Genomic DNA, 22,854 nt, shown 5'->3' with positions numbered 1-22,854 from the left:
GGGCGCCCCGATATCGCCGGGCGCCCCCCATCGCACTATGAGTGCCGACCGCCTCCCATGCGAGGTCGGCCACCGTCCCGTACGAGGCCGGCCGCCGTCCCGTACGAGCCCGGCCGCCGTCCCGTACGAGGCCGGCCGCCGTCCCACGCGAGCCCGGCCGCCGCACCTTCAGCGCCGGTCCGTACTTTCCAGCCCGTCCGGCGCTTGAGGACAAGGCCCGTTCAGGGCCGAAGCGGGGTCTGGGGGCGCAGCCCCCAGGGATGGTCACCGCAACGCAGGGAACCCGTCCCGACGGAACTACCCGTCCCGACGGTGCCGCCCACCAGCCTCCGACGACGCCGCCTCCGCGGCAGCGGCCTTCTCCTCCGCCTCCATCTCCGCGAACACGTCGATCGGCGCGGGCGCCTTCGCGAGGAAGACCCACGTCAGCCAGACGGCGAGCAGGAACGGCGGGATCTTCAGCGCGATCAGGACCCAGCCCAGCTGCGCGGTGTTGGCCCACCAGTACAGCGGGAAGAGGATCGCGCACTTGGCGAGCAGGATCAGCCCCCACGCCCAGCTGGCCTTGGCGTACGCCTTCTTGCGGCCGGGGTTGCGGGTCCGCCAGGAGAGGTTCTCCTTGAAGACCGGGCCCAGGATCAGGCCGATCAGCGGCACCCCGCACAACGTCGTGATGATGTAGGCGAGTGCCAGGCCCAGCGTGTAGAGCATGCCCGGCAGATAGAAGTCCTTGGCGTTGCCGGTCATCATCGCGAAGACGACGCCGAACGCGACCCCGAAGACCCCGCTGAACGCGTGCTTGACCGTGTCCTTCATCGCCAGGCGGACCACGACCAGGATCAGCGACACCGCGATCGCGGCGATCGCGGACATGTGCAGATCCTTGTTGATCGTGAAGATCGTGACGAAGAGCAGGCCGGGCACGACCGTCTCGACCATGCCCCGTACCCCGCCGAACGCCTCGAACAGCGCGGCCTCGGTCACCGCCCGGGCGTCGGCCGCGGTCGTGTCGTCCGCGGTCGTGTCTTCGGTCGGCTTGTCGAGCGAGGTCACCGGCTACTCCCTACCCAGGGGTCTCAGTTCGTACTTGGGGTTGAACAGCACCCGGCGGCCCCGGCTCATGGAGACCCGCCCCGATGCGATGAGCCTGCGCCCCGGCTCTATCCCCACTATGGAGCGCCTGCCCAGCCACACCACGTCCAACGCGGCACTGCCGTCGAACAGCTCGGCCTCCAGCGCAGGAACTCCGGCACGCGGCCGCAGGGTGACCGTGCGCAAGGTACCAGTAACCGTGACGATCTGGCGGTCCTGGCAGTCTCCGATCCGCGTGCACCCGGCCGTCTCGGCGTCCTCTCGCAGCTCCTCGGACTCCAGGTCCTCCTGCGACGAGGAGAGCCGGTCCAGCATGCGCCGGAAGCGGCCCACCGGCTTTTCGGAACGAGGAACAGCACTCATGTCTGAAGCGTACCGGGGCTCACCCCCCGAGCCGTAGCCACCGCCCCACCCGTCGCACTCGTAGCACCCGTCGCACCCGTCGCACTACCGCTCGAACCGGTAACCCATCCCCGGTTCCGTGACGAAGTGTCTCGGGTGCGAGGGATCAGCCTCGAGCTTCCGTCTCAGCTGCGCCATGTACACCCGCAGGTAGTTGGTCTCCGTGCCGTACGACGGCCCCCAGACCTCCTGGAGCAACCGCTTCTGGCTGACCAGACGGCCGGTGTTGCGCACCAGCACCTCCAGCAGATGCCACTCCGTGGGGGTCAGCCGTACGTCCTTCCCGGCCCGGTTGACCTTCTTCGCGGCCAGATCGACAGTGAACCCGTCGGTCTCCACCAGGACCTCGTCCTCGCCGCCCCCGGCCGGTTCTGCCCGGCGGACGGCGGCTCGCAGCCGGGCCAGCAGCTCGTCCATGCCGAACGGCTTGGTGACGTAGTCGTCGGCGCCCGCGTCGAGCGCCTCGACCTTCTCGTCCGAGGAGTGCCGGGCGGACAGCACCAGGATCGGCACCCTCGTCCAGCCGCGCAGCCCCTTGATCACCTCGACGCCGTCCATGTCCGGCAGCCCCAGGTCGAGGACGATCACGTCCGGGTGGCGGGCGGCGGCGAGCCGGAGGGCGGTGGCGCCGTCGTGGGCGGCGTCGACCTCGTACTTGCGGGCCTTGAGGTTGATCACGAGGGCGCGGACGATCTGCGGCTCGTCGTCGATCACGAGCACCCTCGTGGGGGCCTGGGGTGTCCCCCCAGCCGGGCTCAGCATGGGGTGTACCTTTCGGGTCGAGCGGGTTGTACGGGTTGAGCGGGCCGTACGGGGTGCGGCTCGGGGCCCGGTCCCGCCGCGCGGACGGTGAGGACCATGGTGAGGCCGCCGCCCGGGGTGTCCTCGGCGTTGAGGGTGCCGCCCATGGCCTCGGCGAAGCCACGCGCGACCGCGAGACCCAGTCCGACCCCGGCCCCGCGCGGTGCGTCGCCGTAGCGCTGGAACGGCGCGAATATCCGCTCCTTGGCCTCGTCGGGAACGCCCGGCCCGCGGTCCACGACGCGGACCTCGACCCGGTCGGACATGGCGCTGGCCGAGACCAGCACGGGCTCGCCGCCCGGGTTGTACTTGACCGCGTTCTCCACGAGGTTGGCGACCGACCGCTCCAGCAGCCCGGCGTCCACCGCGACCATGGGCAGCGTCTCCGGGATGTCCAGCTCCACGCTCTCCGCCGGGTCCGGCACCCCGCCGAGCGCCATCGGCACCACCTCGTCCAGGTCGATCTCCCGGATGATCGGCGTGACCGTACCGGTCTGGAGGCGGGACATGTCCAGCAGATTGCCCACCAGATGATCGAGGCGGTCCGCGCCGTCCTCGATGCCCTCCAGCAGCTCCGCCCGGTCCTCCTCCGACCAGGCCACGTCGTCGGACCTGAGACTGGACACCGCCGCCTTGATCCCGGCCAGCGGTGTCCGCAGGTCGTGGCTGACGGCGGCCAGCAGGGCCGTGCGGATGCGATTGCCCTCCGCCAGCGCGCGGGCCTGGTCGGCCTCCTCCTGGAGGCGCCGCCGGTCCAGTACGACGACCGCCTGCGCGGCGAACGCGGCGAGCACCCGCCGGTCCTCCGCGGGCAGCACCCGGCCGGTGAGCGCCAGCGCCATGCGGTCGCCGACCGGCACGTCCACGTCCGCGTCCTCGGGCCGCTCCACCGGTCGTCCGAACCCGACATGTCCCGCGCGGGTCCACGGCGCTCTGCCCTCCGCCCGCTCCAGCAGTGCCGCCGACTCCATACCGAAGGTCTCGCGCACCCGCTCCAGCAGTGCCTCCAGGCTGGTCTCGCCGCGCAGTACGTTGCCCGCCAGGTAGGACAAAATCTCCGACTCGGCCCGCAGCCTGGCCGCCTGGTGCGTACGCCTGGCCGCCAGGTCCACCACCGACGCCACGGACACCCCGACCCCGACGAAGATCACGATGGCGACGATGTTCTTCGGGTCGGCGACCGTCCATCTGTGCAGGGGCGGGGTGTAGAAGTAGTTCAGCAGGAGCGAGCCCACCGCCGCCGAGGCCAGGGCCGGCAGCAGCCCGCCGAGCAGCGCCGCCGCCACCGTCACGGCCAGGAACAGCAGCATGTCGTTGGCGAGGCCGAGGTGGACGGTGTTCAGAAGCACCGCCAGCAGCGCCGGGCCCACCACGCCGACCAGCCAGCCCCAGATGATCCGGGCCCGCCCCAGCCGGGCGCCCCTGGCCACCGGCAGCCCGCGCCCCTTGGCGACCTCGTCGTGCGTGACGATGTGCACGTCGAGGTCGGACCCCGACTCCCGGGCGACCGTCGCGCCGACCCCGGGACCGAAGACGTACTGCCAGGCCTTGCGGCGCGAGGAGCCGAGCACGATCTGCGTGGCGTTGACCCCACGGGCGAAGTCGAGCAGGGCGGCCGGGATGTCGTCGCCGACCACATGATGGAAGGTGCCGCCCAGGTCCTCCACGAGGGTGCGCTGAACGGCCAGTTCCTTGGGTGAGGCGGAGGTCAGCCCGTCGCTGCGCGCGATGTACACGGCCAGCACCTCGCCGCCGGCGCCCTTCTCCGCCAGTCGCGTCGCGCGCCGGATCAGGGTGCGTCCCTCGGGTCCGCCGGTCAGCCCGACCACGATCCGCTCGCGCGAGCCCCAGATCGCCGACACCTGGTGCTCACTGCGGTACTGCTTGAGGTACTCGTCGACCCGGTCGGCCACCCACAGCAGGGCGAGCTCCCGCAGGGCGGTGAGGTTCCCGGGCCGGAAGTAGTTGGACAGGGCCGCGTCGACCTTGTCCGGCTTGTAGATGTTGCCGTGTGCCATCCGCCGCCGCAGCGCCTGCGGTGACATGTCCACCAGCTCGATCTGGTCGGCGCGCCGGACGAAGTCGTCGGGCACCGTCTCCTGCTGCCGCACCCCCGTGATCGACTCCACGACGTCGCCGAGGGACTCGAGGTGCTGGATGTTCACGGTCGAGACCACGTCGACGCCGGCGGCGAGCAGCGCCTCCACGTCCTGCCAGCGCTTGGCGTTGCGCGAGCCGGGGACGTTGGTGTGGGCGAGTTCGTCCACCAGGGCGACATGCGGGGCGCGGGCGAGGACCGCGTCCACGTCCATCTCCGTGAAGGCGCCGCCCCGGTACTCCAGCTCCCGGCGCGGGACCTGCTCGAGGCCGTGCAGCATCACCTCGGTGCGCTGCCGTCCGTGGTGCTCCACGAACGCCACCACGCAGTCCGTACCGCGCTCCACCCGGCGGTGCGCCTCGGACAGCATCGCGTACGTCTTGCCCACGCCCGGTGCCGCACCGAGGTAGATCCGAAGCTTTCCGCGTGCCATGGCCTCATTGTCTTCCAGGTACTACTGCGTATGACTACCGCGTACGCAGCGTCGACCTTACGGCCAACAGTTCCGACATAGGGGACGAGCCGAGAGGTGAGGGGCGTCTTTGACGCAACCCTGACGCGGCGAGACGAACACCGGCGCCCCTCACCCCTTCATCGGACGAGCCCCCCGCATCGGTTCACGCACATCGGGTCACGGACCTGGAGTCACGGGCACCGGGTCACGCGGGATTGTCCCCGTGGGTGAGCGTCTCCCAGGCGACGAAGAGGTTGTTGCTGCCGGCCGGGCGGTTCTGCAGGGTCAACGTCCGGGTGTTGGTCATCGCGATGCCCAGACGGTTGTGCAGCGCGTTGTAACCGACCTCGGTGACCGGGCCGAGCCCCAGGTTCAGGGAGCCTCCGCACAGCTCGCCCGGGACGGCCGCGCCGAGCTGGTACTTGGCCTGGAGGCCGAGGGCCTGCCGCAGCCGCTCCCCGACGTCGGTGCCGTACAGGTCCTGCCCCTGGATCCGGCTGGTCTCGGCGACGTGTGAGATCGCGGAGATGCCGTACCCGGTGTGGGCGAGGTCGCGGCAGGTCTCCTGGGTCAGGCCGGTGACGAAGGTGTCCTGCCCCTGCCAGTAGGCGACGATCTTGTCCCGGGTGTTCAGGTTCTGACTCGGCACTGTCTTCGGCAGCTCGCCGTCGGAGGCCAGATAGACGTAGGCGGCCGTGCGGGCGCGGAATCTCGCCATGGCCTTGTCGTACGAGGTTCTGTCCTCGAGGAAGACGGAGATGCCGATCGCGGCCTCCGTCATCGACAGCTCCCAGTTCCCGTTGGAGTTGGAGCCGTTGATGACCTCGGGCAGATAGACGTCCCGCAGCATCGTCGCGAAGCGGCCCGAGCCGGACCAGGTGCCGGTGTACGTGTACTTGATGATCTCGGCGGCCCTCGGCCAGGACGAGCCGGCCCAACCGGCCTGGAGGGGCGCGTTGCTGTTGGTGTGGTCCTCGAGGACGGCCGACCAGGCGTCCATCAGCTCGATGGCCTTCTTCGCGTACCGCTCGTCCCGCGTGACGTACCAGGCGAGGGCGTCGGTGTACGCGGCGATCGCGTCCTCCCGCTCGTCCGTGCAGCCGTTGTTCGGGTTGGAGTAGGACCCGCACTCGACCACGGCACGGGGCCTGGGGGTGCGGCTCAGGCCGGCGTACTTGCTCGCCAGAAGCTGCTCGAAGGCGCCATTCCAGGGCTGAGCGCCCGAGTCGACCTTGTCCCGGACGAAGTCCAATTGCGCCCCGGAGACGGTCACCCCCGGGTGGACGAAGGTGGCGGGGGCGGCCTGCGCACAGGGGACGTTCGAGGGCAGGAGGGCGCCCAGGACCAGGGCGGTGACGGTCACAAGGAATGCGGTTCGACGCACAGCGGCTCCGTTCTGTTCTTGTATGTGAACACAGAGCGCCCTTATGAACTCAGGCGTTGAGCGGAGACCGTAGGTCCAGACCAATGAGCCGTCAAGAGTTCACACACGAGAAAGCCGCAGGAATGGACACGCCAAAACAACACGTCACAGGGCATGGCCCGACGCGTGGCACAAAATACGGCAAAGGGCACGGCGAAGGGCCGCACCCCCAAGAGGGATGCGGCCCTGTCAGCCGTACGGTCCGCCGTCGCGGACTAGCGGACCTCGGTGATCTCCGGTCCGCGCTGCAACTGGCCCATGCCGCCGGAGAAGCGGGAGCTCTCGTCCTGCTGCTGGACGCCCTCGGGAACCATCTGCGCGTCGTTCGGCAGCTTGAGGACGATCGGGTCGCGGGGCGCCATCGGGCCCTCGCCGCGGACCACGACCGTGTCCCGGAAGATCTGCTCCAGCAGGCCGGCCGCCTGCGGCTGCACCGCGCCCTGTCCCGAGATCACGCCGCGCAGGAACCAGCGGGGGCCGTCCACGCCGACGAACCGCACGACATGGAAACCGCCCGTGCCGTCCGGCAGCTGCACCGGCACCTGGGCCCGCAGCTCCCAGCCCAGCGGCCCCTCGACCTCGTCGACGATGCCGCCCTGCTGAGTGATGCCGGAGCCGATCTCCTCGCGCACCTCGCCCCAGATGCCCTCGCGCTTGGGAGCGGCGAAGGCCTGGAGCTGGATGGCGCTGTCGCGCAGCACGACGGTCGCCGCGACGATCGCGTCACCGGCGACCTCGACCCGCAGTTCCATGCCGTCGACCCCGGGCACGAAGATCCCGCCGAGGTCCACACGGCCCTCGGCCGGGTCGCGCACCTCCGAGTCGTCCCAGGGCCCGTCGGGCCGCGGCTCGGGCTCGAGCCGCACACGCTCGCGCCCGCTCTCTACATCGTCCGCCTCAGCGTCGACACTGTCGACGACCTGCTCGGCCTCGCCGGCCGCGTCCTCGGCGGCACCCTTCTTCTTGCGACGTCCGAACACGTCACTGTCCTTCCCGGTCGGATACGACCGAAGCGTATCGATTCCCGCCCGTCGCGCCGCCCTCGGCGGCCGAGGCGCTTGTACCGCTTGCACCGCCCACGGCGACATGCCCGCCGGTGGACCCGAAGCCCCCCGCGGCCCGCGCCGATTCGGGAAGCTCCGCGACCTCCTGGAAGCGGACCCTCTCGACCTGCTGTACGACCAGTTGGGCAATCCGGTCGAAGCGCTCGAACCGCACGGACTCGCGCGGGTCGAGATTCACCACGATCACCTTGATCTCCCCACGGTACCCGGCATCAACCGTCCCCGGGGCATTCACGAGGGCGACGCCGCACCGGGCGGCCAGCCCCGAACGCGGGTGCACGAAGGCCGCGTACCCCTCGGGCAGCGCGATGGACACCCCGGTGGGCAGCACGGCCCGCTCCCCCGGCGCCAGCTCGTGACTGCGCGTGGTGCGCAGATCGGCTCCGGCGTCACCCGGGTGCTCGTACGTCGGAAGCGGTACGTCGGGGTCGACGCGCCGGATCAGCACGTTCAGGGGGTCGCGGGTCACGGGTTCACCTCGAAGGCGCGGGTGCGCCGGCTCTGGTCCGGGTCGCTCATCGCGGCCCGGATCTCCGCCTCACGGCCATGGTTCACGAAGTGCTCGACCGCGACCTCGACGAAGAGCGCGTCGGCACGGACCGCGAGGGGCCCGTCGGGGCCGCCGATCCGTCCGGTGGCACTCGAGTAGATCTTGCGCCGGGCCACCGCCGTCACCTCGGCCTCCAGGTACAGCGTGGTACCGACGGGCACGGGCCGTACGAAGTCGGTCTCCAGCCGCCCGGTCACGGCGATCGTCCGCAGCAGCCAGTTCAGCGAGCCGAGTGTCTCGTCCAGGGCGGTGGCCAGGATCCCGCCGTGCGCGAGGCCCGGCGCGCCCTGGTGGGCCGGCTGCACGGTGAACTCGGCGGTGACGGTGACCCCCTCGCCGGCCCGTGCCTCCAGGTGCAGCCCGTGGGTCTGTTCGCCGCCGCATCCGAAACAGTGTTCGTAGTGGGCACCGAGAAGCTCACCGGGCACGGGAGCGTCGGGGTGCCGGACGGGTTTCACGGCATCGGCCGGAGGCTCAAGAGCTGCGGAAGTACCACTCACAGCCGCAGACCTTACCCGCGCGTCCGTCGTATCAGGACACCGTGCCAAGCTTGGCTCCATGCAGCTCTCCGCCACCCCGTACGAAGAACGCCTCACCGCCCCCCGCTCGTGGTGGTTCGTCTCGTTCCTCGTGGGTGTCTCGATGGCCCTGATCCTGCTGCCCTTCGGCACCCTGCCGTTGCTCGGCGGTCTGGTCGGCGGCACCGCGGCCGCGGCGGTCGTGGCCAGTTCCTACGGTTCGCTCCGCATCCGCGTGGTGGGCGACTCCCTGATCGCGGGCGAGGCGAAGATCCCGGTCGCGGCCCTGGGCGAGGCGGAGATCCTGGACGCGGACGAGGCGCGCGCCTGGCGCACGTACAAGGCGGACACCCGGGCCTTCCTGCTGCTGCGCTCGTACATCCCCACGGCCCTGCGGGTGGAGGTCACCGACCCGGACGACCCCACGCCGTACCTGTATCTGTCGACGCGGGAGCCGGAGCGCCTGGCGCAGGCGCTGAAGGCGGCGCGGGAGGCGGCGGCGTAACCCGAGCCCTCAGCGCCCGAGCCGTCCGGGGTTCTCAAGGCCGTCGGGGTCTTCGGGGTCCGCGGGGTTGCCGGGGTCCGAGGGGGTCAGGGGGTTCAAGGGGGTCAGGGGGTTCCGGGAGATCTCCCCCATGGCCAGCGGATCCGCCGGCTTCTCCAGCGGCGGCAGCTCCGGAAGCGCGTCCCACGGCACCTGCATCTTCCGCAGGTCGGTCCGGACCTTCCCGGCCAGCCTCCTGGTGTCCCGCCGGTTCATGACCGCCCCGACGGCGGCGCCGACCATGAAGGGCATCAGGTTCGGCAGGTCACGGACCATGCGCTTCATGATCTGCTGGCGCAGCTCGCGCTTCAGCTGGCCGCCGAGCGCCGAATTGATCGAGGACGGCTTCAGGACGTCGATCCCGCGTTCGCCCGACCACGAGCGCAGATAGGCGGTACTGCGGTCCTTGAGGTTGCCCGCCGGCCGCAGACCGTAGACCTCGTGGAGTTCGGCGATCAGCTTCAGCTCGATCGCCGCTACCCCGGTGATCTCCGCGGCCAGTTCGGTCGGCATCGCCGGCGGCACCGGAAGCATGGCCGCCGCGCCGATGCCCGCTCCGACGGTGGACGTGGCGTTGGCCGCGCCCGAGACGAGCTTGTCCGCGAGCTGTTCCGGACCGAGGCCGGGGAACTGCCTGCGCAGCGCATGAAGGTCCCGTACGGGGATCCGCGGGGCGATCTCGATGATCCGGTCGGCGAGGTACCCGAACCCCGCCCTGGCGCGGCTCCCGCCCATACGGACGCCTTCCCGGGCCAGGTCTGTCGCCTTGTCCCGGATGACCGCCGCCCTCCCCCACTCGCGCCTGCGCTCGAGCGGGGGGACCCCCATCCTGTCGACGGGGGCGGCGTCCCGCGGGGGCACCGGTTGGTCACTCCGGTCGGTCGCGGGTTCGAGCGAGGCCGATCCGTCAGGGACAGCTCCCTTTCCGGATGAGCCTCGCTCGTCGTCGCGCACGCCGTGAGGGCCGCTGGACGGCCCTTTGTCCGTTCCCCGGAAGGGGAAGCGGCGCTTCCGAGGAGGGGTCGAGCCAGTCACGGCCGACCCCGCCTCAGTCGCAGTCGCGGCAGATCGGCTGGCCGTTCTTCTCGCGGGCCAGCTGGCTGCGGTGGTGCACCAGGAAGCAGCTCATGCAAGTGAACTCGTCCTGCTGCTTGGGCAGCACCCGGACGGCCAGTTCCTCGTTCGAAAGGTCCGCGCCGGGCAGCTCAAGGCCTTCGGCGGCCTCGAATTCGTCGACATCGACTGCGGAGGCGGACTTGTCGTTCCGCCTGGCCTTCAGCTCTTCAAGACTGTCTGAGTCGACGTCGTCATCGGTCTTGCGTGGGGTGTCGTAATCGGTAGCCATTTCGCCTCTCCCCCTCTGGGTGTCTGCGGTGTCTCCAGCGCACGTAACGCGTGAGAGGCCGGACTTGTGCCCGCCTCGAGGCGGAGATTTTGCCTCACATCAAGGTCTGTTACTCAATCGACACCCAACCGGACTCCTCACGAGTGATCGGCTTGGATGGCGATGCGGACCGTACACGGTCCGAATGCCGCACTTCAAAGGCGTCTCACCGTGTACTTCCCGTGATGATGACCCCTGAAAACCCGGATTTTCCGGGCTTTACGACGGCATTCATGATCACGGAGAGTAGATGGCCGGAAATTCGCCGTTGTGATCGATCACACAGGGGAAACCCAGGTCGGGACCCAGAAAATTCCGCGCAAAGCGAACATCCCCGCGTGTGTCGGCGACATGATCTCAGACGGGGAAGGTGACCCGCATCACGAGCCCACCTCCCTCGCGCGGCTGCGCCGCGATATGGCCACCATGCGCCCGTGCCACGGACCGCACGATGGACAGGCCCAGCCCGACCCCCTTGTCGCTGCCCGTGCGCTCCGTGCGCAACCTACGGAAGGGCTCGAACAGATTATCGATCTCGTACGCGGGCACGACCGGCCCGGTGTTCGACACCACGAGGACCGCCTGCCCGTGCTGGACCTCGGTGGTCACCTCGACCCAACCGCCCTCGGACACGTTGTACCGTACGGCGTTCTGCACGAGGTTCAGGGCGATCCGCTCCAGCAGGACGCCGTTGCCCTGGACGACCGCGGGTTTCTGCTCGCCCCGGATCACGACGCCCTTGGCCGCCGCCTCTCCGTGCACCTGGTCGACGGCCTGCTCCGCGACCTCCGCCAGGTCGACCGGCTTGCGCTCGACGATCTGGTTGTCGCTGCGGGCGAGCAGCAGCAGTCCCTCGACGAGTTGCTCGCTGCGTTCGTTGGTGGCCAGCAGCGTCTTGCCGAGCTGTTGGAGCTCCACGGGCGCGCCAGGGTCGGAGAGGTGCACTTCGAGCAGGGTGCGGTTGATCGCCAGCGGTGTTCTCAGCTCGTGCGAGGCGTTGCCCACGAAGCGCTGCTGGGCCGTGAAGGCCCGCTGAAGGCGCTCCAGCATGTCGTCGAAGGTGTCGGCCAGTTCCTTCAGCTCGTCGTCCGGCCCGTCCAGCTCGATACGGCGGGACAGGTCCGAGCCCGCCACCGCGCGCGCGGTCCGGGTGATCCGGCCGAGCGGGGACAGCACCCGGCCGGCCATGGCGTAGCCGAAGGCGAAGGCGATCACGGCGAGGCCCAGGAGGGCCAGCAGGGAGCGGCTGAGGAGGTTGTCCAGCGCCACCTGGCGCTGGTGGTCGATGCAGGCGCTGATCGCTGAGTTGAACTGGTTGAGCAGCAGGCCGGTGGCGTTGTTGACCGCGGGACAGTCGGCACTGGCGACCTTGATCTCGTCGCTCGCGCTCACGATCTTGAACGGCGGCTGGTTGCCCGTGCTGATGGCCTGCGCCGCCAGCAGGTAGATGATCGACAGCAGCAGGATGCCCGCGATCAGGAACATCCCCCCGTACAGCAGCGTGAGCCGTATGCGGATGGTCGGGCGCAGCCATGGGAAGGGGGCCTGCGGGCTCCTGGGGTCCCAGGTGGGCTTCGGAGGCGCCTGGGCGGGCGCGGGTGTGGATGCCACGGCGATCAGATCCGGTAGCCGGAACCGGGGACGGTGACGATCACCGGAGGTTCGCCCAGCTTGCGGCGGAGCGTCATGACGGTCACGCGTACGACGTTGGTGAACGGGTCGGTGTTCTCGTCCCAGGCCTTCTCGAGGAGCTGCTCCGCCGAGACCACCGCCCCCTCGCTGCGCATCAGCACCTCCAGGACGGCGAACTCCTTCGGTGCGAGCTGGACCTCCTTGCCGTCGCGGAAGACCTCACGACGATTGGGGTCGAGCTTGATGCCGGCCCGCTCCAGGACCGGCGGCAGCGGCAGGCTGGTGCGCCGGCCGAGGGCACGCACGCGTGCGATCAGCTCGCTGAAGGCGAAGGGCTTGGGAAGGTAGTCGTCGGCGCCGATCTCCAGGCCCTCGACACGGTCGCTGACGTCACCCGAAGCCGTGAGCATCAACACGCGCGTGGGCATGCCGAGTTCGACGATCCTGCGGCAGACGTCGTCGCCGTGCACGAGAGGGAGGTCCCGGTCGAGGACGACCACGTCGTAGTCGTTGACACCGATGCGCTCCAGGGCGGCCGCACCGTCGTACACGACGTCGACGGCCATGGCCTCCCGGCGCAGTCCGGTGGCCACCGCATCGGCGAGCAGTTGCTCGTCCTCGACGACGAGTACGCGCACGTCGCTTGTCCTTCCTGTGTCCACCCGCGTAGCGCTCCGTGAGCGCACGCGGGTGGGGGTCCTGGTGAGTGAGTGCCTCCATCCTGCCCTTTTCGGCCATAAGTCGGCGGTAAGACGGGTGCGCGGAAGATGAAGGACCGGTGTGAGGCCCGGGAATGCGAAATTTTCTAGCGAGGTTGAGGTTTCCGTGGAATGAAGCGGGGGGAGGACGGCTTTACACCCCGCGATCACGCTCTGCATGTGCCGCAGCACCATGCGGTACTCCGCGGTCTGTTTGCCGCAGAGCGGGCGTGGGTGTCCGGCACCGTCGCCGCCCGGCCGGGCAGCGCTGGGCACCTGTGGCAGACGTGATCGCCCCTTCCCAACCGGCACACCCCCGTGCCACCGACCCACGACCCAGGACGAGGGGGCGCAGCATGGACGCATTCACCGCAGGTCTTCTGCACCGCATAAGGACGACCGAGTCCGACCTGACGCGGGCTCGCGACGAGGGCGACGACTTCCTCGTCGAGGTGGAACAGGCCGAGCTCGACGACCTGCGCCGCCTCGCCGCCGAGCACGGTGTGGAGGTCGGCGCGACGAGCGTCGTCTGAGCAGCTCGCAGGTACGCGGAGGGGCCCCGGCGAATCCAGCGCCGGGGCCCCTTCGCGTGGCCGCGCGGAAGCGGCTCAGTCGTGCCAGGCGCCGAACTCCTCCAGGAGTCGCTGTAGGGGCTCGAAGACGCCGGGGGTGGCAGCGACCGTAAGGTCGCGTGCCGGGCGCTCTCCGGGGCGCCCACCGGTCAGCGCGCCCGCTTCCCGGGCGATCAGGTCGCCCGCGGCGAGGTCCCAGGGGTGCAGCCCGCGTTCGTAGTAGCCGTCGAGGCGCCCCGCTGCCACGTCGCACAGGTCGACCGCGGCCGAGCCGCTGCGCCGGATGTCCCGCAGCAGCGGGATCAGCCGCTGCGCGACGTCGGCCTGGTGGGCGCGGACCTCGGTGACGTAGTTGAAGCCGGTGGAGACCAGCGCCTGGTCGAGGGGCGCCGCGGGACGGCAGGACAGCGCGCGCTCGCCCTCCCGTGGGCCGGTCACCCACGCTCCGCCGCCGCGCACCGCGTGGTACGTCTCACCGCGCATCGGGATCCCGACGACGCCGACGACGGTCTCGCCGTCCTGCTCGGCGGCGATGGAGACGGACCAGGTGGGCAGTCCGTAGAGGTAGTTGACCGTGCCGTCGAGAGGGTCGATCACCCAGCGGATGCCGCTGCTGCCCGCACTGGAGGCGCCCTCCTCGCCGAGGAAGCCGTCGTCGGGGCGGTGCTCGGAGATGAGGCCCGTGATCAGCTTCTCGGCCGCGATGTCCATCTCGGTGACGACGTCGATCGGGCTCGACTTGGTGGCGGCGACCGCGAGATCGGCCGGGCGGCCGTCCCGCAGCAGCTCGCCGGCCCGGCGGGCGGCCTTCTTGGCGAGCTCGAGCAGTTCCGTGTGCAGGGGGTCGATCACGCCGTTCCTCACGCGTAGGGGCTGTCGGCGCCCGCGGCGGCGGGCTTGGGGGCGCGGGCGGGGCAGCAGCCGACCGGGCAGAGGTTGTGGCTCGCGCCCAGCGCGCCCAGGGCGCACGGGGTGACCTCCAGGCCGCTCTCGGCCGCGGCGCGCTCCAGGACGAGTTCACGGATCGCCGCGGCGAAGCGCGGATCGGCGCCGACGGTGGCCGAGCGGCGCACCGGCAGTCCCAGTTCCTCCGCCTTCGCCCTGGCCTCGGTGTCGAGGTCGTAGAGGACCTCCATGTGGTCGGAGACGAAGCCGATGGGAGCCATCACGACGGCCGGGACGGCGGCCGCGTGCCGCTCCTCCAGGTGGTCGCAGATGTCGGGCTCCAGCCAGGGGATGTGCGGCGCGCCCGAGCGGGACTGGTAGACGAGCTGCCAGGGGTGGTCCACACCGGTGCGCTCGCGGACGGCGTCGGCGATGAGCCGCGCGGTGTCCAGGTGCTGCCGCACGTAGGCGCCGCCGTCGCCGTGCTCCTCGACCGGGCCGGAGGTGTCCGCGGACGCGTTCGGGATCGAGTGGGTCGAGAAGGCGAGGTGCGCGCCGTCCCGGACGTCCTCGGGGAGGTCGGCCAGCGACCGCAGTACGCCCTCGATCATGGGCTCGAGAAAGCCGGGGTGGTTGAAGTAGTGCCGCAGCTTGTCGACCTTCGGCAGCTCGAGGCCCTCGGCCTCCAGCGCGGCCAGCGAGTCGGCGAGGTTCTCGCGGTACTGGCGGCAGCCGGAGTACGAGGCGTAGGCGCTGGTGGCGAGGACGAGGATGCGGCGGCGGCCGTCGGCGACCATCTCGCGCAGGGTGTCCGTGAGGTACGGGGCCCAGTTGCGGTTTCCCCAGTAGACCGGCAGGTCCAGGCCGTGGTCCGCGAAGTCCTTGCGCAGGGCGTCCAGCAGGGCGCGGTTCTGGTCGTTGATGGGGCTGACCCCGCCGAACAGGAAGTAGTGCTGCCCGACTTCCTTGAGGCGTTCCTTGGGGATGCCGCGCCCGCGCGTCACGTTCTCCAGGAACGGAACCACATCGTCCGGGCCTTCCGGGCCGCCGAAGGAGAGCAGGAGCAGGGCGTCGTAGGGGGTGGCATCGAGCGCGTCTCGCATGAGTCGATCCTGCCACCCGCCGCTGACAGGCGGGAAACGGCGGGGTGCCGACGGGGTGCCGGACGGGGTCCCGGACGAGGAGCCACCTGCGTACCCGGATGTTAGGGTGGCCTAACTTCGTAAGCTGTATGAGCGGTATTCACGCCTTACCGGTTCCGCCGGGCTCACCGCACGCCTTACCGAGTCCCTGCCCAACCGCTTTCCCTCACGCCGCGCCGAGCCTGCACGCGCGCGTGCACAGGACCCACCGGAGACCCCGTGCCCAGCCCGTACCGCGCCCTGTTCGCCGCCCCCGGCTCCAAGCGCTTCTCCGCCGCGGGGTTCCTCGGCAGGATGCCGCTGTCGATGATGGGCATCGGCGTGGTCACCATGGTCTCCCAGCTCACGGGACGCTACGGGCTGGCGGGAGCGCTGTCGGCGACCATTGCGCTGGCCGCCGCCGCCTTCGGACCGCAGATCTCGCGTCTGGTGGATGTGCACGGTCAGCGCAGGGTGCTGCGCCCCGCGACGCTGGTCGCGCTCGCCGCCGCGGCCGGGCTGCTGCTGGCCGCGCACTTCGAGTGGCCGGACTGGGTCCTGTTCGTGTGCGCCGCCGGGGTCGGCACCGTGCCGAGCCTCGGCGCGATGGTCCGGGCCCGCTGGGCGGCCGTCTACCGGGGCACGCCGCGACTGCACACCGCCTACTCCTTCGAGTCCGTGGTGGACGAGGTGTGCTTCATCTTCGGACCGATCATCTCCATCGGCCTGTCCACGGTCTGGTTCCCCGAGGCGGGACCGCTCCTCGCGGCCTGCTTCCTCGCCGTCGGCGTCTTCTGGCTGACCGCTCAGCGGGCCACCGAGCCCGTGCCGCACCCGCGCGGGCAGGGCGGCGCCGGTTCGGCCCTGCGCTCACCCGGTCTCCAGGTCCTGGTGGCCACCTTCGTCGCGACCGGGACGATCTTCGGGGCGGTCGACGTGGTCACCGTCGCCTTCGCCGACGAGCAGGGCCACAAGGGCGCCGCCAGTGTCGTCCTGGCGCTGTACGCGGCGGGATCCTGCGCGGCCGGGCTCGTGTTCGGCCTGCTGCGCCTCAAGGGGACGCCGGAACGGCGCTGGCTGCTGGGCGTGTTCATGATGGGCGTGAGTATGATCCCCCTCCTACTGGTCGGGAACTTGCCGTTTCTGGCTGTGGCGCTGTTCTTTGCGGGCCTGGCCATCGCTCCCACGATGATCACCACGATGTCCCTCATCGAAGAGCACGTACCACGCGCACAACTGACCGAGGGCATGACCTGGATCAGCACCGGGCTCGCGGTCGGCGTCGCGCTCGGCTCCTCCATCGCCGGCTGGGTCATAGACGCGGCGGGCGCACGGGCCGGGTACGGGGTTCCGGCGGTGTCCGGAGCCGTCGCGGTCGCGGTCGGTTTCCTGGGGTACCGCCGGCTGAGCAGGCCGGCTCCGGGTCGGGGAGGCACCGTTGAGCAGCACGACGAGCGGGAAGAACGGCACGTGGCGTAACTGGGGCGGCAACGTCGTCGCACGCCCCGCGCGGGAGGTCACGCCCGCCTCCGTCGACGAACTGGCCGAGGCCGTGCGCCGGGCCGCCGAGGACGGGCTGAAGGTGAAGGCCGTCGGCACCGGTCACTCCTTCACGTCGATCGCGGCGACCGACGGCGTGTTGATCCGCCCTCAACTGTTGACCGGTATTCGCAACCTCGACCGCGACAACATGACCGTCACGGTCGAGGCCGGAACGCCGCTCAAGAGACTCAACCTGGCGCTGGCGCGCGAGGGTCTGTCGCTCACGAACATGGGCGACATCATGGAGCAGACGGTCTCCGGGGCCACCAGCACCGGCACGCACGGCACCGGCCGCGAGTCCGCCTCGATCGCCGCCCAGATCAAGGGCCTCGAACTCGTCACCGCGGACGGCTCGGTGCTCGTCTGCTCCGAGAAGGAGAACCCCGAGGTCTTCGCCGCCGCCCGGATCGGCCTGGGCGCCCTCGGCATCGTCACCGCGATCACCTTCGCCGTGGAACCGATCTTCCTGCTCACCGCGCGGGAGGAACCGATGCCCTTCGACAAGGTCCTCGCCGACTTCGACGAGCTGTGGGCCGAGAACGAGCACTTCGAGTTCTACTGGTTCCCGCACACCGGCAGCACCAACACCAAGCGCAACAACCGCAGCGCGGGCCCCCGCAAGCCGGTGAGCCGGATCTCGAGCTGGGTCGAGGACGAGTTCCTCTCCAACGGCGTCTTCCAGGTGGCACAGTGGGTCGGCCGGGCGGCGCCCGCCACGATCCCGACGATCGCCCAGGTCTCCAGCAAGGCCCTGTCCGCGCGCACCTACACGGACATCCCGTACAAGGTCTTCACGTCTCCGCGCCGGGTGCGCTTCGTGGAGATGGAGTACGCCGTTCCGCGTGCGGCGGTGACCGAGACGCTGCGTGAGCTGAAGTCGATGGTCGAACGTTCCGGTCTGCGGATCAGCTTCCCCGTGGAGGTACGCACCGCGCCGGCCGACGACATCACCCTGTCCACCGCCTCCGGCCGCGACAGCGCCTACATCGCCGTCCACATGGCGAAGGGCACGCCCTACCAGGGGTACTTCACCGCCGCCGAGCGCATCTTCACCGCCCACGGGGGCCGGCCGCACTGGGGCAAGATCCACACGGGGGACGCGGAGTACTTCGCCGGTGTCTATCCGCGCTTCGGCGAGTTCACGGCGCTGCGGGACCGGCTGGATCCTGACCGCCGGTTCCAGAACGACTACTTGCGGAGGGTCCTGGGGTCGTAGCGGACTCCGTGGGCGCGGGGGCCGCCGGGTCGTCGGTCCCCGCGCCGCCCTCCGTGGCCGTGGGAGTCGGCGTGGTCCCGGCCGTCGTACCGCCGCCGGTGGCCCCGCCCGCGTCCTCGACGCCGTCGCCCGCCGAGGAGGTGGCTCCGCCCGACGGAGCCGGCTGCGGATCCCCGGTGGAGGACAAGGACGGTGAGGGGGTGGCGGGCGAGGGCGAAGGGGTGGCCGGTTCGTCGTCGGAAGTACCGGACGACGAACCGGACGACGAACCACTGCCCGTGACCGCCTCGCTGACCGTCGTGCCCTTGTCGCCGCTGAAGCTGTCACCCGACACCAGCTCGTACGTGGTGATCCCGGCCATCGTCACTCCGAAGACGAGCGCTGCCGCCACCAGTGGTCGCCTGCGGCTTCCGATCCGAGCGCGGTGGACGGTGCCCTCGGTGAACTTGCCCGGGGCGGGCGGTGTCCGTTCCGTCGCTCTCGCCGCCATCGCCGCCACCTGCGCGTCACGCACCTGTGCCTCGCGCAGCTGCTCGCCGGTACGCCTGAAGAAGTGCTGGAAGAGCGATCCGCCGCAGGTGGCCACGACGCTGACCAGACCCGCGCCGAGGATCGTGCCGTACACCCCGAAGTACGAGGCGAGTTTCGCGGCCACCACCGCGGCCACGGCGCTGCCCGCGACCTGAGGCACGCTCAGGTCGATCCGTTTCCGTTTCACCTCCCCCTCGGCACTCGGCTCAACGACGACTTCCGGCCTTTCACGCATACCGGGAACTTGCCTGCCTTTCCCACACTTGATCAACCAACTGCACGAGAAGGGGACGTACGGACGAAACCGATAGTTCCGATTCGGGAGATTGCGTGAACTACGCCACGCTCAAGATCGCCGAACTCCCGCGACGGACGGTCAGATCGCGACTGCCACCAGAAGTTGAGTGGCGCGCCAATCCACGCACGTGGCCCAAATGGAGTACTGTTGCGAGCCCTGGGCCCGGTCTCCCTCCAGGATGTCCGGGGCCTCGCTGGACCGCTGGAAGGGGACCAGTTGCACAGGGTGACGGTGTTGGTCACTTAGCGTGGCGAATAGGTAACCGTGCCATAACGGCGGCGCAGGACCTGTGCCCGACACGCCGGGCAACTCGGCAAGGTTGTGGCAGGCTGCACCCGGGCAGGCCACACTCGACTAGCGGAAGCAGCGACGCACGTGACGTCGGCAGGCACCACCCGGGAGGTCCCCATGCCCGAACTGCGTGTCGTGGCCGTCTCGAATGACGGCACACGGCTGGTGCTGAAGGCTGCGGACAGCACGGAGTACACGCTTCCGATCGATGAGCGTCTGCGCGCTGCCGTCCGCGGCGATCGCCCCCGCCTCGGCCAGATCGAGATCGAGGTGGAGAGCCATCTCCGCCCCCGCGACATCCAGGCGCGTATACGTGCCGGTGCCACCGCGGAAGAAGTCGCCCAGATGGCCGGCATCCCGGTCGACCGTGTGCGCCGTTTCGAGGGTCCCGTGCTGGCCGAGCGCGCCTTCATGGCCGAGCGGGCCCGGAAGACCCCGGTCCGTCGGCCCGGCGAGAACGCCGGACCCCAACTGGGCGAGGCCGTCCAGGAACGGCTGCTGCTGCGCGGCGCCGACAAGGACACCGTCCAATGGGACTCTTGGCGCCGCGACGACGGCACCTGGGAAGTCCTGCTGGTCTATCTGGTCGCGGGCGAACCGCATTCGGCGAGCTGGACGTACGACCCGCCCCGGCGGCTCGTCCAGGCGGTCGACGACGAGGCGCGTTCGCTGATCGGCGAGTCCGACGACCTGGCCGCTCCCGAGCCCAGCTTTCCGTTCGTCCCGCGCATCGCACGGCTGCCGCGCGACCGTCCGCTGGACCGCACCCTCGACCGGCCCAGCCTGCCGGCCCAGCCGTCCGAGCCGGCCGAGGAAAGCGTTGGCGAGCGGGAACGCGACTCGCTGACCAGCCTGTTGGAGGCGGTGCCGAGTTTCCGTGGCGACATGGTTGTCCCGGAGCGCCCGACGGAGCCCGCTCCGGAGGAGCCCGACGAGCAGGAGCCCGTCACCGAGGAACCCCCGGCGCCGGCCGCCTCGGCCGGATCCGCCTACGCGGACGTCCTCATGCCGCGTTCCGTCGGCAGCCACCGCGACCGTCTCGTCGGTGCCACCGACCGTCAGGCCGAGGCGGACGGCGTCCGTCCGGGCCGCCGGGCCGCGGTGCCGAGCTGGGACGAGATCGTGTTCGGCACCCGACGCAAGAAGCAGGAGTAACCGGCCCTCGGGCAACTCGCCCGAGGCGTCGGCCGGTTCTCGGAGTTCGGTTCGCATGCCCGCACATACGTCCGTGAGGGCCGCCCCTGCTCGGTGCGGCCCTCACCGACGAGCGCGCGCTGCCCGGCTACTGGGGATCGGGGCCCACGGCGACCGGCCGGGCCGGGTCCGAGGACCACTCCGACCAGGAGCCGACGTACAGGGCCGCCGGAACACCCGCGACCGCCAGCGCCAGCACCTCGTGGGCGCCGGAGACGCCCGAGCCGCAGTACACGCCGACCCCGGTGCCGTCGGACGCCCCCAGTGCCTTGAAGCGGTCCTTCAGGTCGGCTGCGGGCAGGAAGCGGCCGTCCGCACCCACGTTGTCGTTCGTGGGCGCGGAGACCGCGCCCGGAATGTGCCCGCCGACCCGGTCGACCGGCTCGACCTCGCCCCGGTACCGCTCCCCCGCGCGGGCGTCGAACAGCACTCCGGAACGGGCCAGAGCCGCGGCCCCGTCGGCGTCGAGGAGGCCCGTGGCACCCGGCACCGGCTGGAAGTCGCCCTCCACGCGCGCGGGGACGTCGACCGACAGGCCCCCCTGCCACGACGGCAACCCTCCGTCGAGGACCCGCACGTCCGGGTGACCCGTCCAGCGCAACAGCCACCACGCGCGTGCCGCCGCCCAGCCCTGCCCGCCGTCGTACACGACCACCGGCCTGCCGGCCGAGACACCCGCCCGGCGCATCGCGGAACCGAACAGCGCGATGTCGGGCAGCGGATGCCGGCCACGTCCGCCCGGCGCTCCCGCGAGCTCCCGGTCCAGGTCGACATAGACCGCGCCGGGCACATGCCCCGACTCGTAGGCGGCGCGGCCGTCGAACGGCGGCTCCCCGGCCGCCTTCGCCAGGCTGAGCTGCCAGCGGACGTCGAGGACGACAGGCGGATTCGGTCCAGCCAGATCGCCGGCCAGTTCCGGTGCGGTGATGATGACGTTCATGGCCACCATCCTCGCGCACGGGGTGGCCCCAGCGCCGATGTCCGGCTACTCTGCTCGGCCGGACAGGATCGATCACGGAGCGTGCGTGATCAAGCACATGCCGTACAGGCGATCGACATACGGCGACAACCACGCGTAAACCATTGAGAAACCCCCCATCAGGCATCCTCCGAGGGCGGAAGCGACACGGCCACCAAGGGGCCGAGGAGAGAGTGACGATGACCGAGGCAGGCGGGTCGGCCGGTCCGATCGGCGCAGCACACGCCCGGTACGCGCCCGGTACACCCTGCTGGGTGAGTCTGATGGCGCACGGGTTGACCACGACGCAGGAGTTCTACGGCGAGCTGTTCGGCTGGGAGTTCCGGCCCGGCCCGCAGCACCTCGGCCCGTACGTGCGGGCGCTGCTCGACGGCCGGGAGGTGGCCGGCATCGGTGAACTGCCCCCGGACCGCCACCTCCCGGTCGCCTGGACGCCCTACTTCGCCTCGGACGACGTGGACACGACCGCCGAAACGGTCCGGCTGTGCGGCGGCACGATCGGAGTCGGCCCACTGGACGCATCCGACGCCGGACGGCTGGCGATCGGCTCCGACCCCTCAGGCGCCGTCTTCGGCGTCTGGCAGGCGGCTGCCCACGTCGGCACCACCATCACCGGCGTGCCGGGCACCCCGGTCTGGAACGAGCTGACGACCTATGAGGCCGCGAGCGTCCGCAAGTTCTACGAGACGGTCTTCGGCTACGAGGAGACGGAGTCGTCCGCCGACTTCGACTACGTGACCCTGCAGGTCGCCGGCCACCCGGTCGCCGGCATCCACGGTGTGGGCACCGCGCTGCCCCGGGACCTGGGACCGCACTGGACGACGTACTTCGAGGTGGCAGACACGGACGTGGCGCTCGGCCTCGTCGCGAGTCTCGGCGGGCATGTCCTCGACACGGCCCACGACAGCGCGCACGGGCGCGTGGCGACCGTGGCCGACCCCGAGGGAGCCCGCTTCTCCGTGATCCAGGGGCCTCGGTGAGAGACGGCCCCTGAAGCCGCCGACGCAAGGGCCTGTCTCAAAGTCCGGCTCATTTGATCTTGTGACAAGATCGCGGGATGCTACGACTAACCGACTTCATCATCGATTGCCCGGACACGATGAAGCTGGCAGCCTTCTACTCCGAGGTGATGGGACTCCCGGTCAAGGAGAGCAGTAACGAGAACTGGGCCGGTATCCAGTTCGGCGAGATCGAACTGGCCTTCATCCAGGTGGAGGACTACCGCGCCCCGAAGTGGCCCGACAGCGAGCACCCCAAGCAGTTTCACCTCGACTTCGAAGTCGACGACATCGAGGCCGAACAGCGCCGCGTCCTGGCCCTCGGCGCGACCCTGCAGCGGGACTGCACCGGCCCCGACGGCTACGGCTTCCGCGTCTACGCCGACCCCATCGGCCACCCCTTCTGCCTCTGCCGCAACAAGGGTGTCATCTGGACCGATCAGGGCCTCGTCTGGCCCAAGCGCGACTAGGGCGTGTTTCGGAGTGAGCTGAGCGGCGGCCTGTCCTGATCGGGAAGCAGTGAGCTCTCCGGTAAGGGTGCATTCGACCAAGAAGAACCAGACACCG

Annotated in this window: 23 protein-coding genes; 7 read left to right on the top strand and 16 right to left on the bottom strand. The window is 70.4% G+C overall.

What is annotated here, in order from left to right:
- Window positions 1-297: 297 nt before the first annotated feature.
- The 8 genes from ACFWBB_RS18500 to ACFWBB_RS18465 form a co-directional block, all read right to left on the bottom strand.
- Window positions 298-1,053, bottom strand: coding sequence for a DUF3159 domain-containing protein (locus ACFWBB_RS18500; protein ID WP_385272977.1), 756 nt, complete (start codon window positions 1,051-1,053; stop codon window positions 298-300).
- Window positions 1,054-1,056: 3 nt separating this feature from the next.
- The gene (locus tag ACFWBB_RS18495; protein ID WP_078890401.1) at window positions 1,057-1,455 is read right to left on the bottom strand and encodes an OB-fold nucleic acid binding domain-containing protein; all 399 of its coding nucleotides are present in this window, start codon (window positions 1,453-1,455) and stop codon (window positions 1,057-1,059) included.
- Window positions 1,456-1,539: 84 nt separating this feature from the next.
- A complete protein-coding gene (locus tag ACFWBB_RS18490; protein WP_385272973.1) occupies window positions 1,540-2,256 on the bottom strand; it encodes a response regulator in 717 nt (238 codons plus the stop codon).
- Window positions 2,250-4,826 carry an ATP-binding protein gene (locus tag ACFWBB_RS18485; RefSeq protein WP_385272970.1) on the bottom strand — a complete coding sequence of 859 codons (2,577 nt, stop codon included), beginning with the start codon at window positions 4,824-4,826 and terminating at the stop codon, window positions 2,250-2,252. Before ACFWBB_RS18485 ends, ACFWBB_RS18490 begins: the two co-directional genes overlap by 7 nt.
- Before the next feature lie 226 nt (window positions 4,827-5,052).
- Entirely contained in the window at window positions 5,053-6,231 is a 1,179-nt protein-coding gene (locus tag ACFWBB_RS18480) for an alginate lyase family protein (RefSeq protein WP_385272967.1), read from the bottom strand.
- A 254-nt stretch (window positions 6,232-6,485) separates the two neighbouring features.
- Window positions 6,486-7,250, bottom strand: coding sequence for a DUF3710 domain-containing protein (locus tag ACFWBB_RS18475; protein ID WP_385272964.1), 765 nt, complete (start codon window positions 7,248-7,250; stop codon window positions 6,486-6,488).
- 1 nt (window position 7,251) lies between these two features.
- Complete coding sequence (gene dut, locus ACFWBB_RS18470) at window positions 7,252-7,803, bottom strand: dUTP diphosphatase (RefSeq protein WP_385272961.1); 552 nt, start codon at window positions 7,801-7,803, stop codon at window positions 7,252-7,254.
- The gene (locus tag ACFWBB_RS18465) at window positions 7,800-8,384 is read right to left on the bottom strand and encodes a PaaI family thioesterase (protein ID WP_385272958.1); all 585 of its coding nucleotides are present in this window, start codon (window positions 8,382-8,384) and stop codon (window positions 7,800-7,802) included. The genes dut and ACFWBB_RS18465 overlap by 4 nt, the downstream gene beginning before the upstream one ends.
- Window positions 8,385-8,442: 58 nt before the next feature.
- On the opposite strand from ACFWBB_RS18465, the gene ACFWBB_RS18460 reads away from it, so the two are divergent.
- Window positions 8,443-8,907: a DUF3093 domain-containing protein gene (locus ACFWBB_RS18460; RefSeq protein ID WP_385272955.1), complete on the top strand. Its 465-nt coding sequence runs from the start codon at window positions 8,443-8,445 to the stop codon at window positions 8,905-8,907.
- Between the two features lie 9 nt (window positions 8,908-8,916).
- On the opposite strand, the gene ACFWBB_RS18455 is transcribed toward ACFWBB_RS18460, so the two are convergent.
- From ACFWBB_RS18455 to ACFWBB_RS18440, 4 genes are all read right to left on the bottom strand, one after another.
- Window positions 8,917-9,981 (bottom strand): hypothetical protein, encoded by a 1,065-nt coding sequence (locus ACFWBB_RS18455; protein WP_385272952.1) that lies wholly within the window; start codon window positions 9,979-9,981, stop codon window positions 8,917-8,919.
- Between the two features lie 13 nt (window positions 9,982-9,994).
- Window positions 9,995-10,291 (bottom strand): DUF4193 domain-containing protein, encoded by a 297-nt coding sequence (locus tag ACFWBB_RS18450; protein WP_003993510.1) that lies wholly within the window; start codon window positions 10,289-10,291, stop codon window positions 9,995-9,997.
- A 396-nt stretch (window positions 10,292-10,687) separates the two neighbouring features.
- The gene (locus ACFWBB_RS18445; protein ID WP_385272948.1) at window positions 10,688-11,941 is read right to left on the bottom strand and encodes a sensor histidine kinase; all 1,254 of its coding nucleotides are present in this window, start codon (window positions 11,939-11,941) and stop codon (window positions 10,688-10,690) included.
- Between the two features lie 5 nt (window positions 11,942-11,946).
- A complete protein-coding gene (locus ACFWBB_RS18440; protein WP_356254900.1) occupies window positions 11,947-12,600 on the bottom strand; it encodes a response regulator transcription factor in 654 nt (217 codons plus the stop codon).
- Between the two features lie 416 nt (window positions 12,601-13,016).
- Between ACFWBB_RS18440 and ACFWBB_RS18435 the strand changes: the two genes are divergently transcribed.
- Window positions 13,017-13,193, top strand: a complete 177-nt coding sequence (locus ACFWBB_RS18435; protein ID WP_310435743.1) for a hypothetical protein — start codon at window positions 13,017-13,019, stop codon at window positions 13,191-13,193.
- Window positions 13,194-13,268: 75 nt separating this feature from the next.
- On the opposite strand, the gene ACFWBB_RS18430 is transcribed toward ACFWBB_RS18435, so the two are convergent.
- Window positions 13,269-14,084, bottom strand: coding sequence for an inositol monophosphatase family protein (locus ACFWBB_RS18430; RefSeq protein ID WP_385272944.1), 816 nt, complete (start codon window positions 14,082-14,084; stop codon window positions 13,269-13,271).
- A gap of 8 nt (window positions 14,085-14,092) precedes the next feature.
- Window positions 14,093-15,220 (bottom strand): ferrochelatase, encoded by a 1,128-nt coding sequence (locus ACFWBB_RS18425; protein WP_385272941.1) that lies wholly within the window; start codon window positions 15,218-15,220, stop codon window positions 14,093-14,095.
- Between the two features lie 258 nt (window positions 15,221-15,478).
- On the opposite strand from ACFWBB_RS18425, the gene ACFWBB_RS18420 reads away from it, so the two are divergent.
- Both ACFWBB_RS18420 and ACFWBB_RS18415 read left to right on the top strand, forming a co-directional pair.
- The gene (locus ACFWBB_RS18420) at window positions 15,479-16,717 is read left to right on the top strand and encodes an MFS transporter (RefSeq protein ID WP_385272938.1); all 1,239 of its coding nucleotides are present in this window, start codon (window positions 15,479-15,481) and stop codon (window positions 16,715-16,717) included.
- A complete protein-coding gene (locus tag ACFWBB_RS18415; RefSeq protein WP_385272935.1) occupies window positions 16,677-17,996 on the top strand; it encodes a D-arabinono-1,4-lactone oxidase in 1,320 nt (439 codons plus the stop codon). Before ACFWBB_RS18420 ends, ACFWBB_RS18415 begins: the two co-directional genes overlap by 41 nt.
- On the opposite strand, the gene ACFWBB_RS18410 is transcribed toward ACFWBB_RS18415, so the two are convergent.
- Window positions 17,920-18,762 (bottom strand): hypothetical protein, encoded by an 843-nt coding sequence (locus tag ACFWBB_RS18410; RefSeq protein ID WP_385272932.1) that lies wholly within the window; start codon window positions 18,760-18,762, stop codon window positions 17,920-17,922. The genes ACFWBB_RS18415 and ACFWBB_RS18410 overlap by 77 nt on opposite strands.
- Before the next feature lie 471 nt (window positions 18,763-19,233).
- On the opposite strand from ACFWBB_RS18410, the gene sepH reads away from it, so the two are divergent.
- Window positions 19,234-20,271 carry a septation protein SepH gene (sepH, locus tag ACFWBB_RS18405; protein ID WP_385272929.1) on the top strand — a complete coding sequence of 346 codons (1,038 nt, stop codon included), beginning with the start codon at window positions 19,234-19,236 and terminating at the stop codon, window positions 20,269-20,271.
- Between the two features lie 127 nt (window positions 20,272-20,398).
- Here the strand turns inward: sepH and ACFWBB_RS18400 are convergent, their stop codons facing one another.
- Entirely contained in the window at window positions 20,399-21,250 is an 852-nt protein-coding gene (locus ACFWBB_RS18400) for a sulfurtransferase (protein ID WP_385272926.1), read from the bottom strand.
- Window positions 21,251-21,468: 218 nt separating this feature from the next.
- Here ACFWBB_RS18400 and ACFWBB_RS18395 point away from each other — a divergent pair, with 218 nt between their 5' ends.
- Together ACFWBB_RS18395 and ACFWBB_RS18390 are read left to right on the top strand one after the other, a co-directional pair.
- Entirely contained in the window at window positions 21,469-22,269 is an 801-nt protein-coding gene (locus ACFWBB_RS18395) for a VOC family protein (RefSeq protein ID WP_385272923.1), read from the top strand.
- 77 nt (window positions 22,270-22,346) lie between these two features.
- Window positions 22,347-22,757 (top strand): VOC family protein, encoded by a 411-nt coding sequence (locus tag ACFWBB_RS18390; RefSeq protein ID WP_385272920.1) that lies wholly within the window; start codon window positions 22,347-22,349, stop codon window positions 22,755-22,757.
- The last annotated feature ends 97 nt before the right edge of the window (window positions 22,758-22,854 follow it).

It is taken from the genome of Streptomyces sp. NPDC060000 (assembly GCF_042737375.1).
In the GTDB taxonomy this organism is placed as follows: Bacteria; Actinomycetota; Actinomycetes; order Streptomycetales; family Streptomycetaceae; genus Streptomyces.
The sequence above is the reverse complement of the archived record's forward strand: the minus strand, read 5'-3'. Positions and strand labels throughout refer to the sequence as shown.